This window comes from Agromyces aerolatus, assembly GCF_031432255.1.
In the GTDB taxonomy this organism is placed as follows: domain Bacteria; phylum Actinomycetota; class Actinomycetes; order Actinomycetales; family Microbacteriaceae; genus Agromyces.
In genome coordinates, this window is the sequence record NZ_JAVKGQ010000008.1 from 1 (window position 1) to 12,353 (window position 12,353).

Consider the following 12,353-nt stretch of genomic DNA (forward strand, 5'->3'; position numbering starts at 1 on the left):
GTGGGTTGGAGGTCGCCCTTGCGTGCTTTCCACCCCCCTTTTCACCTTCCCCCCCCCGGGCGGCGCCGTTGGCGGGGCGGGAGGCGGGAGGCGGGGGGGGGCGGGCGGGTCAAGGGGTGGTCGGGCGGATGTCTCGCGACGTAGCCTGCCCGCATGGGACGAGACGAGAACGCGGAAGGCACGAACCCCGACCGGCGCGAGGGCGAGTGGGAGCGGCCCGGCGCGCTCGAGGACGACGAGCTGCTGCGGAAAGACACCGCCTACAGCCCCGCGAGTGAGACCGAGACGGCCGCGAAGCAGTCCGACCCGGTACCCGACCTCGTCGAGGAGGACGTCGACACCTCGCAGGTGAACGCCGTGCCGGGGACCGGCGGGCCGGACGACGCGGGCGACGTCGACGTCGACCCCGACGAGCTCAACCTGCCGTTCCGCGAGGACTGAGCGACGCGGGCGATCTCGATTCGCGCCGCCCGTTGGTCGAGTGGCGAGCCCCATCCGAGCCCTGGTGGGTCTCGATACGCTTCGCTACTCGACCAGCGCGTGCCACCCGTTGGTCGAGTAGCGAGCGCCAGCGGGTGCCGCCCGTTGGTCGAGTAGTGAGCGCCGGCGAGCGTATCGAGACCGCGGTGAGCCGCCCTCGACACTGGGTCGCGAGATCTCGATACGCTTCGCAACTCGATCGACGGATGTCGCGCGCCGGCGTCAGTCGAGCACGAGGCCGCCCTCGGCGGACGACGGCTTGGGGTCGGGCAGCCGGCGCATGCGGAACGCGGTCAGCACACCGAGCCCGGCGGCGAGCAGCGGCACCAGCAGCGCGACCTGCAGGGCGAGCGGACGCGACTCGGTGTTGATCCGCACGATCTCGGCCTGCACCTCGGGCGGCTCGTCGGCGAGCAGCTCGACGAGGCCCGTGTTGGACATGACCTGCGCGTCCTCTTCGAGCACGGCCGAGACCTGCTGCTGCTCCTCCGGCGAGAGCACCGTGCTCGAGTCGGCGCGTGCCGTGAACGTGAACGCGAGGGTCGCGAGCATGATGGCGCCCGCGAACGCGAGGCCGAACGAGAGCCCGAACGATCCGGCCGCCGAGTTCACGCCGGCGGCCTCGCTGACGCGCTCGTCGGAGATGGGCGACAGGGTGAAGTTGTTGAGCTGCGACACGAGCAGCCCGAGCCCGACCCCCGAGACGATGAGCGGGCCGGTGAGCCACCACCCCGAATCGGCCAGCGGCACGAGCGGGATGAGGATGAGCACGCCCGCGAAGACGAACACGAATCCCCAGAGGATCAGGTTCGCCGGCCGCCCCTTGGCCCGCCGGCCCGCGATGAGGGCCACGACGAACATGCTGAGGGAGAGCGGCGCGATCGACAGGCCCGCGAGCAGGGCGTTGTACTCGAGCACCATCTGCAGGTAGATCGGCAGTGCGATCATGGTGCCGCCGAGCGCGACCTGCTGCAGGAGCTGTCCGCTCGCCCCGGTCAGGAACGGCTTCTGTGCGAACAGATCCGGATCGAGCAGGGTCGGCCTGCCGCGGCGCTTCCGCGCCCGGAGCCAGACCACGAGCCCGACGAGCGCGACCGCGCCGACGGCGATGGTGAGCCCGACCCACTCCCCGCCCTCCTGCCAGATGAGGATCCCGAACACGACGCCGCCCATGCCGACGACCGACAGCGCGGCCCCGAACAGGTCGATCGTGCGCGCCCCGGTGTACGGGACATCCTTCACCAGCCCGATGCCGAGCAGGACGACCGCGATGATGACCGCCTCCAGCAGGAACCCGACGCGCCAGGACAGGAACGTCGTGATGAACCCGCCCAGGAGCGGCCCGACCGCGGCCGCGATCGCCGCGCTCGCGCCCACCAGCGCGTACACGCGCTTCTGGTGGGCGCCCTCGAAGTTCCCGTGGATGAGCGATTGCATGGCCGGCAGCAACAGGGAGGCCCCGATGCCGCCGATGATCGCCCAGAACACGATGATCGCGGTCAGGTCGCGCGCGAGCGTCATCGCGATCGCGCCCACGGCGTAGCCGAGCAGGCCCAGGATGTACGCGAGCTTGCGCCCGATCAGGTCACCGGTCTTGCCGCCGATGAGGATGAACGCGGCCGAGACCAGCGCCTCGAGCGCGATCGCCCCCTGCACGCCGCTCACCGTCGTGTCGAGGTCGCGGACCACCGCCGAGATCGACACGTTCATGAGCGACGTGTCGACGACCAGCACGAACATGGCCATCGCCAGGAGGATGGCGAGCCGCCCGTTGAAGCGCCCCGGCGCCTCGTCGCGCCCATTCATGTGCACACTGAACCACACGCGGCCCTCGCCGCATAGTCCCGAAATGTGGGACCGCGACCCGCTGGTGGGTTGGAAGCCGCCCCGGCAGGCCTTCCGACCCACTTTCGGGCTTCCAACGCGAAAGGGCCGCTGCCGAGCATCGGCAGCGACCCCTTCCAGCGAGGGCGGTCAGGCGGTGGGCACCTCGTGCGAGGCGTCGGCGATCTCGCCGACGAGCTCCTCGATGATGTCCTCGAGGAACACCGCGCCGTGGATGGTGCCGTCGTCGGACGCCGTGCGGGCCACATGCACGCCCTGGCGGCGCATGGTGGCGAGGGCGTCCTCGAGCTCGGCGTCGCGCGGCACCGTGATGAGCCGGCGCACCCGCTTCGCGGGCACGGGCTGATCGCCGCGGTCGGCGAGGTCGAGCACGTCCTTCAGGTGGAGGTAGCCGGTGGGGGTGCCCGAGGCATCCGTCACCACATACCGCGACCAGCCGCTCTCGGCGACCGCCTCGCGCACCTGCTCGACGGTCACGCCGTCGGGCAGCGTGTGCATCGTCGCGGTGGGCACCTCGACGTCGCGCACGCGCTTGGTCGTGAACTCGAACGCCGCACTCAGCGTGCCGGATGCGTCGTCGAGCAGCCCCTCGCGGGTCGAGAGCTCGACGATGCCCGCGACCTCGTCGAGCGTGTACGTGCTCGTGGCCTCGTCCTTCGGCTCGACGCGGAACAGCCGCAGGATGCCGTTGGCGACCCAGTTCAGCCCGGCGATCACCGGGTAGAAGATCTTCGACACCACCACGAGCGGCGGCGCGAGGATCAGCGCGGCGCGCGTCGGCACCGAGAACGCGAGGTTCTTCGGGATCATCTCGCCGAACACGACGTGCAGGAAGGTCACCAGCACGAGCGCGATGATGAACGCGATGATGCCGATCGCCTCGGCCGAGAGCGTCGTGAAGCCGAGCGGGATCTCCAGCAGGTGGTGGATCGCCGGCTCGGACACGTTCAGGATCACGAGCGAGCACACGGTGATGCCGAGCTGGCTCGTCGCGAGCATGAGCGTCGCGTGCTCCATGGCCCACAGCGTGGTCTTCGCCGCGCGGCCGCCCTGCGCGGCGCGCGGCTCGATCTGCGAGCGGCGCGCCGAGATCACGGCGAACTCGGCGCCGACGAAGAACGCGTTGAGCGCGAGCAGGACGAACAGCCAGACGAGTCCGGGAACATACTCAGCGGCCATCGGATGCCTCCTCCCCGGTCAGCGCGAGCTCAGGGGTCTCGCTCGGCACCCACCTCAGCCTCGTGAGTCGCACGCCGTCGAGGCGCTCGACGCGGATCGTGCCGTCGGGCACGTCGATCTCCTCGCCCACCTCGGGGATGCGCTCGAGCCGGTCGAGCACGTAGCCGCCGACGGTCTCGTAGTCGTCGTCGGCGGGAATGGATGCTCCGATGCGCTGCCTGAGCTCATCGGGCCGCAGGCCCGGGTCGAAGAGGAACCCGTCGTCGGTGGGCACGATCTCGGCGTGCACGCGGTCGTGCTCGTCGCGGAGCTCGCCCACGATCTCCTCGACCAGGTCCTCGATGGTGACGAGGCCCGCGGTCCCACCGTGCTCGTCGAGCACGATCGCGACCTGCTGGCCGTCGCTGCGGAGCGACGTGAGCAGCCCCTCGACGCCCGCGGTCTCCGGCACGAACAGCGGCGTCGACGCGAGGTCGGCCGCGCGCACGCCGGCACGCTCCTCGGGGGTCAGCCGGAACGCCTGCTTCACGTGCACGAGGCCGACGATGTCGTCGCGGTCCTCACCGGTGACGGGGAAGCGCGAGTGACCCGACGCGAGGGACGTCGCGATGACGTCGTCGGCCGTGTCGTCGGCGTCGACCGTGACCATGCGCACGCGCGGCGTGATGACGTCGGCCGCGTCGCGCTCGGCGAACCTGAGCGTGCGGTCGAGCAGCGTCGCGTGATCGGCGTCGAGCGTGCCCTGCGTCGCCGATCGCCGCACGAGGAACCCGAGCTCCTCCGCGCTGCGCGCGCCGCTCAGCTCTTCTTTGGGCTCGATGCCCATGCGCCGGATGAGCGCGTTCGCGGTGCCGTTGCAGAGCGCGATCACGGGCTTGAACACGGTCGTGAAGAACACCTGGAACGGCACGACGACCTTCGCGGTCTGCCGCGGCAGCGCGAGCGCGAAGTTCTTCGGCACGAGCTCGCCGACGATCATCGAGAGCAGCGTCGCGAGCAGGATGCCCGAGACCGCGCCGACCGCGGGCACGACGCCGGCCGGAACGCCGATGGCGCCGAGCGGCCCTTCGAGCAGGCGACTGATCGCCGGCTCGAACGTGTAGCCCGTGAGTAGCGTGGTCAGCGTGATGCCGAGCTGCGCGCCGGACAGGTGCGTCGAGGTGATCTTGAGTGCCCCGATGGTGGGGCCGAGGCGCTTCTCGCCGCGATTGCGGCGGGCCTCGAGCTCATTGCGATCGAGGTTCACGAGCGCGAACTCGCTGGCGACGAAGAAGCCGGTGCCGACCGTCAGGGTCAGGCCGATGAGGATGAGCGCCCACTCAGGCAAGGGTCACCCCCGACGGGGCGCTCGTTCGATGAAGATCCGGATACGTACAACTCGGAGGGTCATCCATGCGGATTAATCTATGACATTTCAGCTGGGGAAACACCTGATGTGACCGGCGGCCCGCCGGCCTTCCGACGGCCCGCGGTCCCCGACGCCCCGGCGTCTCAGGACTGGAGGACGCGCGAGAACTCCTCGCGGGTCGTCGAGAGGTGCGCGCGCATCGCCTCGGCCGCGGCCGCGCCGTCTCCGCTGCGGATCGCCTCGAGGATGCGCTCGTGCGCGGCATGGCTCGAGTCCTTGATGAAGTCGAAGCTCACGAGGTCGACCGGGTCGAACATGCGCACCCGGGCCTCCTCGATCGACTCGCGCAGGTACGTGTTGCCCGCGGCCTCCGCGATCGCGAGGTGGAACCGCGTGTCGGCCGCACGCGACTCGGCCTTGCTCGACGCCGCAGCGAGCTCCCGCTGCGCACGCTCCAGCTCGGCGAGGTCGCGATCCTCGCACCGGTCGGCGGCGAGCGTGCACGCGGCGGCCTCGACGACCGCGCGGAACTCGGTGAGCTCGAGGATCTGCTCCGCGCGCGACGCCACGTCCTGACGGATCACGTTCGGGTCGAGCACCGCCTCCTGCACGATGGGACCGCCCGATGCGCCGCGCGCGACGACGATCTGGCCGCTGCCCTCGAGGATGCGCAGCGCCTGACGGAGCGTCTCCCGGGCGACGCCGAGCTGCTCGGCGAGCTTGCGCTCCGACGGAAGCCGGTCGCCCGGTTGGATGCGGCCGAGGCTCATCTCGCGACGCAGGTAGTCGACGACCGCCTGGTACCCGGGAACCGGGCGCAGCACCGCCGCCGAGAAATCCGTGCGGACCCTGCGTTCATCAGCCATGAGGACTCCCGTACGGTGCGGTCAGAGCGGCAGCCCCGCCGGATCGGTGCCGACCACCTGCTTGCCCACGAAGAAGTCAAGCACATCCGCATCGCCGTGTCCGCCGAGTCCGCTGTCGCCGAAGAAGCTCTGCGCCGACGCGGGCGCCATGTCCAGCACGCTCGACCCGTTGACCTTCACCTCACCCGCGATCAGCCGTGTGCCGAGCGCGGCTGCGGCCGGGACATCCGCCCCGTAGACGTACCCGGCGAGACCGACCTGGCCCGTGTTGGCGAGCCGGAGCGCCTCCGTCTCGTCGTCGTAGCCGCCGACGATCAGCAACGGCCCGAACACCTCGTCGTCGAGCCCCGGCCCGTCGACCACCGCGATCGCCGGGTCGAAGAACCAGCCGCCGAGATCGGGCGCCGTGCCGGCGCGCACGATGCGGGCACCCTGCTGCGACAGCCGGTCGAGCTGCCCGTCGAGCTCGGCACGGCGAGCCTCGAAGGCGACCGGGCCGACCTCGGTGCCGGGGTCGACACTCGAGCCCATGCGCCGGGTCGCGAACTCCGCGTGCAGGCGCTCGACGAGGTCCGCGACGAGCGCGCGCGGGGCGAGCACGCGTCGCGGGGCCTCGCACCACTGGCCCGACAGCTTGAGCACGCCGTCGGTGAGGCTGCGCGCTGCGAGCTCGAGGTCCGCGTCCTGCCGCACGATGGCCGGGTTGTTCGAGCCGAGCTCGAGCCTGAGGCGCGCGAAGCGCGGCGCCGCCTCGGCCGCGATCGCCCGGCCGGTCGGCGTCGAACCGGTCATCGCGATCGCCGCGATGCGCGGGTCGGCGACCAGGCCGCGGCCGAGCCCGCCGCCGCCCTGGACGAGGTTGACCACGCCGGCCGGGATCCCCACCTCGTGCGCGCCGCGCACGACCAGCTGGGCGCTCCACGGCGAGAACGACGACGGCTTCATGACCGTCGTCGCGCCCGCGGCGAGCGCGAAGGCGAGCTTCTTGACCGCCATGGCGGACGGCGCGTTCCACGGCAGGATGAGCGCGGTCGCGCCCCAGGGCACGCGGTGCAGGCGCACCTCGCCGTGCTCGGCCGGCAGCACCTCGGAGTCGCCGACGGCGACCGCGCGCGCTGCGGCTCCGCGCAGGGTGTCGCCGTTGGAGCCGGCGAACAGCCTCGTCACGGAGATCGGGACGCCGCTGTTGAGCGCGTCGAGGACGGCGATCTCTTCCGCGCGCGCGTCGATCCAGTCCGCGAGCGCGACGAGCAGCTCGGCGCGCCGCTCGGGCCCGAGCCCGCGCCAGCGCGCGTCGCGGTGCGCGGTATCGGCCGCGGCGATCGCCCGGTCGAGCTGATCGGGCGAGCTCGAACGGGAGTCGGCGAGCGCCTCCCCCGTGTTCGGGTCGACCAGCCGGCCGCCGTCGGCGATCGGGCTCGTCTGCTCCTCGCCGTCGACCCAGGTGCTGAGCGCGGGGTAGTCCATGTCAGATCCGATCGAAGTAGCGCGCGAGGTCCCAGTCGCTCACGGCGGCGAGGAACGTGTTCCACTCGTGGTCGAGCAGGATGCGCTGGTGGCGGATCGACTCCTCGTCGAGGATGCTCGCCACGAGCTCGCTGCTCGCGAACGCGGCGGCCGCCTCACCGAGGTGACGGGGCATGGCCTCGTCCGCGGGGAGGTCGTACGCGCTTCCGCGAACCGGCTCGGGTGCCGGTGTCGACTTCTCGATGCCGTCGCGCGCCGAGGCGAGCACGCCCGTGAGCGTGAAGTACGGGTTCGTGTCGGCGCCCGGGAGGCGGAACTCGAACCGCAGCGCGCCGGCGCTGTGCCCGACGACGCGGACCGACGTGGTCCGGTTGTCGAACCCCCACGTGCGGCCGTTGCCGGCGACCTCGTCGGAGTTGTTCCGGCGGTACGAGTTGATCGTCGGCGCGTACCAGCCCATGAGGCCGGGGGCGTGCTCGAGCGCGCCGGCCACGGCCGAGCGCATGGTGTCGCTCATGTGCTCGGGCGCCTGCTCGTCCCAGAAGACGGGGGTGCCGGCCTCGTCGATGAACGAGACGTGCACGTGGCACGACGAACCGGGCTGGCCGTTCAGCGGTCGCGCCATGAACGTCGCCGACATGCCGGCGCGGGCCGCGCTGTCGCGCACCGCGAGCTTGTACAGCGCATGCCGGTCGGCCATCTCGAGCGGGTCGCCGTACTCGAACGTCATCTCCCACTGCCCGGTGCCCCACTCGCTCTGCGCGGCCTCGACGAGGATGCCGCTCGCACGCAGGTCGCTCCGCAGCTTCTGGAAGAACGGCTCGTAGACGTTGCCCTCGTGGATCATGAAGTCGCTCGGGATGAGCGTCGTCGGGTCGAGGTCGCGGAAGCCCGACTGCCGGAGCTGTCGCGGCTCGTTCTTGAAGAGGTAGAACTCGAGCTCGGTCCCCGCGAGCGGTGTGAGGCCGAGCCCGCGGAGGCGAGCGAGCTCCTGCTTCAGGATGACGCGCGGCGAGAGCGCCATGGGCTCGTGGGTCTTCACGTCCACCGGGTCGGCGAGGCAGATCGCGACGCCGTCGAGCCACGCGGCCGGGCGGAGCGTGTCCAGGTCGGGCACGAGCGTCACGTCGGGCACCCCGTTCTGCATGCCGCACAGCGCGAAGTGGTTGCCCTCGATGAGCCCGAGGCCCTGTTCGATGTCCCACGCCCAGGCGCACGTGCAGATGTCCACACCGTTCGCCACGACCCGCCCGAACCCCTCGACCGGGATCCGCCGGCCGACGAGCCGGCCCTGCAGGTCGGGGGTCGCGACGACGACCGTGCGGATGCCTGCGGCCTCGAGCTCGTCAGGGGCGAGGCGCACGTCGTCGATCATCGGGTGAGCCATCCGCCGTCGACGGGAAGCTGGATGCCGTCCACCCAGGCCGCCTCGTCGCTCAACAGCCACGACACCGCCGACGCGATGTCGGCGGGCTGCCCCACGCGCGGCACGAGCAGCCGCTGACGCATGAACTCCATCGCCTCGGGACTCGTCACCCCCTCCAGGTCGAAGAAGTCGGTGGCGACCGGGCCGGGTGCCACGCAGTTCACCCTGATGTTCTTCGACGCGAGCTCGACCGCGAGCGCCTTGGTCAGCATCGGCACGCCGCCCTTGGAGGCGTTGTAGTGCGGCTGCGCGGTGCCCGTGCTGGTGACGACCACGAGCGCCTCGACCGTCGACAGGTTCACGATCGCCCCGCCGCCCGAACGCGCGATCAGGTCGGCGGCCTCCTGCGCCACCAGGAACTGGCCCTTGACGTTGATGTCGAAGACGAAGTCCCACGCCTCCTCGGTGAGGTCGGCGAACGAGTGGTTGGTCACCACACCCGCGTTGTTCACGAGCAGGTGGAGTGCACCCCACGACTGCTCGGCGAGGGCCACGGCGGCCCGGATCTGCGCGCGGTCGCGGACGTCCACGCGCGCGCTGAGCCCCGATCCGCCCGCCTCCTCGATGAGGCGCACGGTCTCGGCGGCCGCCTCCTCGGAGAGGTCGGTCACCAGCACCCGGGCGCCTTCGCGCGCGAGGCGCAGCGCGGTCTCGCGACCGATGCCCGACCCGCCTCCGGTGATGAACGCGTGCTTTCCCTGGTGCCTCATGCTGCCTTTCCGATCTTCTGGGCGCGCTGCGCCGCGGTCTCGACGAGCCATCCGAAGACCGGATCGCCCCCGAACGTCTCCGGATGCCACTGGACGCCGACGACGTCGGCGTCGGTCAGCTCGATCGCCTCGACGATGCCGTCGGGCGCGGTCGCGGTCGCCACGAGTCCGTCGCCGAGGCGGCCGACCGCCTGGTGGTGGAACGAGTTGACCCGGGCGGTCGCGCCGTAGAGCTTCGCCGCGAGGCTGCCGGGCAGGGTGCTGACCGGGTGCGACCGGTGCGCGCGCGGATAGGCGTAGGAGCCGTGCGACTCGCCCTCCCCCGTCGGCAGGTGCTGGATGAGCGCGCCGCCGAGCACCACGTTGAGCAGCTGCGCGCCCCGGCACACCCCGAGCAGCGGGACGCCCCGGTCGATCGCCGCCTCGATGAGCGCCGACTCGAACTCGTCGCGCTCGGGATCGACGTAGGTCGTGAACGGGCCGGGCGCCTCGCCGTAGCGGCGCGGGTCGACGTCGTCGCCGCCCACGACGACCACCGCGTCCATGCGAGCGACGAGCTCGGCCGGCGGTGCATCGAGCGGCAGGTGCACGGGCAGCCCGCCCGCGGCGAGCACCGAGGTCGCGTACTCGCTCAGGTACAGCTCGAGCGGGGCGTCGGCGAAGCCCGCGGGGGCGCCCATGATGGCGGCCGTCTTGCGGCGCCCGCTGATGCCCACGAGCGGGCTCGGCTGGGCCGTCACGATGTCGGTCACGTTCGTCATTCCGCCTCGTCGAATCGTCGGGTGATCTGGGCGTAGGCCTCGGGCTTGCGCGATCGCATGATGAGCGCCTGGACGAGGCCGACGATGGGCGCGAGCACCACGATCGCGACGAGCGTGATGCTGATCGCGCCCCACGCCGGGTTGCCGTCCGCGTCGACGTCGCTCACGAGGAGCGGGAAGTTCGCGGCGATGAGCGCCGCGGCGACCGCGAGGCCCACGAACCCGAGTCCGGGCGCGATGAGGGTGTGCCAGGGGCTGCGCAGCACCCGGGTGCGTGCGAAGTAGACGATGACGGCGAGGCACGTGAACGCCATGAGGATGACGATCGCGAGCGTGCCGATGCCCGCGAACCAGGCGAAGATGTTCTCGGGCGTGAAGCCGATGACGGTGAGCAGCACGAGCAGCACCGCGACCGTGCTGACCTGCACGACGGACGCGAGGTGCGGCGAGCCGTGCCGGCCGTGCACGACGCCCAGCCGGTCGGGCAGCACGCGCGCGTTGGCCATCGAGTGGTGGTAGCGCGTGAGCACGTTGTGCAGCGAGAGCACCGCGGCGAACATGCTGCCGAGGAAGAGCACCGCGACCGCGATGGCGCCGACCGGCCCGAGGTACTGCTCGGTCACCCGGGCGACGAGGGTCGCGGGGTCGGCGGCGGCCTCGTCGATGACGCCGCCCTCGCCGAGCCCGACGACGATGGTCCAGGCGGCGAACGCGTAGAAGAGGCCGATGACGATCGCTGACGCGTACGTGGCGCGCGGGATGGTGCGGTCGGGGTCGCGCACCTCGTCGCGGTACACGACGGTCGACTCGAAGCCGATGAAGCTCGCGATCGCGAACATCAGGCCGAGCGCGGGCGAGCCGGAGAGGATGTTCTCGAGCAGGAACGAGCCGGTGGTCACGCCGTCGGCGCCGCCGGTCACGAGGATGACGAGGCCCAGCAGGAGCACGATGCCCATCTCGGCGATCAGCACGACGACGAGGACCCGCGAGCTGAGCTCGATCCGGCGGTACCCGAGCACGCCGACAATCGCCATGCTCACGAGCGTGAACAGCCACCAGGCGATCTCGGGCCCGCCGAGCAGCACGATGCTCGAGCTCAGCGTGCCGCCGAGGTACGAGAACACCGCGATCTGCACCGTCGTGTAACAGACGAGCGCGAGATACGCGGTCGCGAGTCCGGGGGTCCGCCCGAGGCCGTGCGTGACGAACGTGAAGAACGAGCCCGCCCGAGGCACGTACCGGCTCATCGTGGTGAGCCCGACGGAGAACAGCAGCAGGATCACGGTGGCCGCGAGGAACATCACCGGGAAGCCGATACCGTTGCCGAGGAGGAAGCCGATCGGCACGATGCCGCCCACGACGGTCAGCGGTGCGGCAGCCGCGATCACCATGAAGGTGACCGAGATCGCGCCGAGGCTGCCCTTGAGGGACCGGCCGGGGGCCTCCGGTGGTGCGGGGGTTACGGCATTCGCGCTCATCATGCTCTCCTTCGAACGCACGAATGGATCATTGGTCTATTTTTTAGCCCAATAGTCCAACGCGCGCAAGAGAGAATTCAGTGACGGATGCCTCCGGCGGCTGCCGTCACGGCGCGAGCGAGCCGAGCGCGACGACGTTCAGTCGTCAATTTGCACGCGATTCAGTCGTCAATTTGCACGCAATTGCGTCGTCGATCTCTACGGGCCACGGGGGCGGCGCGCATCGATCAGTTTTCGAGAAGCGGCGCCCGGGGTCGCGTTCCTACGATGAGGGCATCCGCAGGAACGATGAAAGGGCAGACCTCACCATGGCCGAGAAGCAGACCGCCAGGACCACGAAGACCGACGCCGCGAACGCCGACGGGTTCAGCGCCGAGGAGCGCGCCGCGATGAAGGAGCGCGCACAGGAGCTGAAGGCCGCGAAGGGCAAGGGGCCGAAGGCCGGCAAGGTCTCGGGGGAACAGGCGGTGCTCGCCGCGCTCGCCGAGATGTCCGACGCGGATCGCGCGATCGGGGAGCGCATCCACGCGATCGTCACCTCGGCGGCGCCCGACCTCGAGCCGAAGACCTGGTACGGGCAGCCCGCCTACGCGAGGCAAGGCAAGGTCGTCGTCTTCTTCCAGGCCGCATCCAAGTTCAAGACCCGATACGCGACCCTGGGCTTCAACGAGGAAGCGAACCTCGACGACGGCACCATGTGGCCGACCGCCTTCGCGATCACCTCGCTCACGCCCGCCGACGAGGCCCGCATCACCGACCTCGTGAAGCGCGCCGCCGGCTGACCGCCACCCAT

At 71.0% G+C, this 12,353-nt stretch carries 11 protein-coding genes; 2 read left to right on the forward strand and 9 right to left on the reverse strand.

Annotated features, from left to right (window positions below; all coding sequences use genetic code 11):
• The first annotated feature begins 153 nt into the window (after nucleotides 1-153).
• Complete coding sequence (locus RH864_RS11290) at nucleotides 154-441, forward strand: hypothetical protein (RefSeq protein WP_310517656.1); 288 nt, start codon at nucleotides 154-156, stop codon at nucleotides 439-441.
• 261 nt (nucleotides 442-702) lie between these two features.
• On the opposite strand, the gene RH864_RS11295 is transcribed toward RH864_RS11290, so the two are convergent.
• From RH864_RS11295 to RH864_RS11335, 9 genes are all read right to left on the reverse strand, one after another.
• Nucleotides 703-2,286, reverse strand: a complete 1,584-nt coding sequence (locus tag RH864_RS11295; protein WP_310517657.1) for an MFS transporter — start codon at nucleotides 2,284-2,286, stop codon at nucleotides 703-705.
• 168 nt (nucleotides 2,287-2,454) lie between these two features.
• Nucleotides 2,455-3,504 carry a hemolysin family protein gene (locus RH864_RS11300; RefSeq protein WP_310517658.1) on the reverse strand — a complete coding sequence of 350 codons (1,050 nt, stop codon included), beginning with the start codon at nucleotides 3,502-3,504 and terminating at the stop codon, nucleotides 2,455-2,457.
• Nucleotides 3,494-4,831, reverse strand: coding sequence for a hemolysin family protein (locus tag RH864_RS11305; protein WP_310517659.1), 1,338 nt, complete (start codon nucleotides 4,829-4,831; stop codon nucleotides 3,494-3,496). Before RH864_RS11305 ends, RH864_RS11300 begins: the two co-directional genes overlap by 11 nt.
• A gap of 164 nt (nucleotides 4,832-4,995) precedes the next feature.
• The gene (locus RH864_RS11310) at nucleotides 4,996-5,718 is read right to left on the reverse strand and encodes a FadR/GntR family transcriptional regulator (protein WP_310517660.1); all 723 of its coding nucleotides are present in this window, start codon (nucleotides 5,716-5,718) and stop codon (nucleotides 4,996-4,998) included.
• A 21-nt stretch (nucleotides 5,719-5,739) separates the two neighbouring features.
• Entirely contained in the window at nucleotides 5,740-7,185 is a 1,446-nt protein-coding gene (locus RH864_RS11315; protein WP_310517661.1) for an aldehyde dehydrogenase family protein, read from the reverse strand.
• Nucleotide 7,186: 1 nt separating this feature from the next.
• The gene (locus RH864_RS11320) at nucleotides 7,187-8,560 is read right to left on the reverse strand and encodes a glutamine synthetase family protein (RefSeq protein ID WP_310517662.1); all 1,374 of its coding nucleotides are present in this window, start codon (nucleotides 8,558-8,560) and stop codon (nucleotides 7,187-7,189) included.
• A complete protein-coding gene (locus RH864_RS11325) occupies nucleotides 8,557-9,321 on the reverse strand; it encodes an SDR family NAD(P)-dependent oxidoreductase (RefSeq protein WP_310517663.1) in 765 nt (254 codons plus the stop codon). Before RH864_RS11325 ends, RH864_RS11320 begins: the two co-directional genes overlap by 4 nt.
• Nucleotides 9,318-10,082, reverse strand: a complete 765-nt coding sequence (locus tag RH864_RS11330; RefSeq protein WP_310517664.1) for a gamma-glutamyl-gamma-aminobutyrate hydrolase family protein — start codon at nucleotides 10,080-10,082, stop codon at nucleotides 9,318-9,320. Before RH864_RS11330 ends, RH864_RS11325 begins: the two co-directional genes overlap by 4 nt.
• Nucleotides 10,079-11,560 (reverse strand): APC family permease, encoded by a 1,482-nt coding sequence (locus RH864_RS11335; RefSeq protein WP_310517665.1) that lies wholly within the window; start codon nucleotides 11,558-11,560, stop codon nucleotides 10,079-10,081. Before RH864_RS11335 ends, RH864_RS11330 begins: the two co-directional genes overlap by 4 nt.
• Nucleotides 11,561-11,868: 308 nt before the next feature.
• Between RH864_RS11335 and RH864_RS11340 the strand changes: the two genes are divergently transcribed.
• Complete coding sequence (locus RH864_RS11340) at nucleotides 11,869-12,342, forward strand: iron chaperone (RefSeq protein WP_310517666.1); 474 nt, start codon at nucleotides 11,869-11,871, stop codon at nucleotides 12,340-12,342.
• Nucleotides 12,343-12,353: the final 11 nt, after the last annotated feature.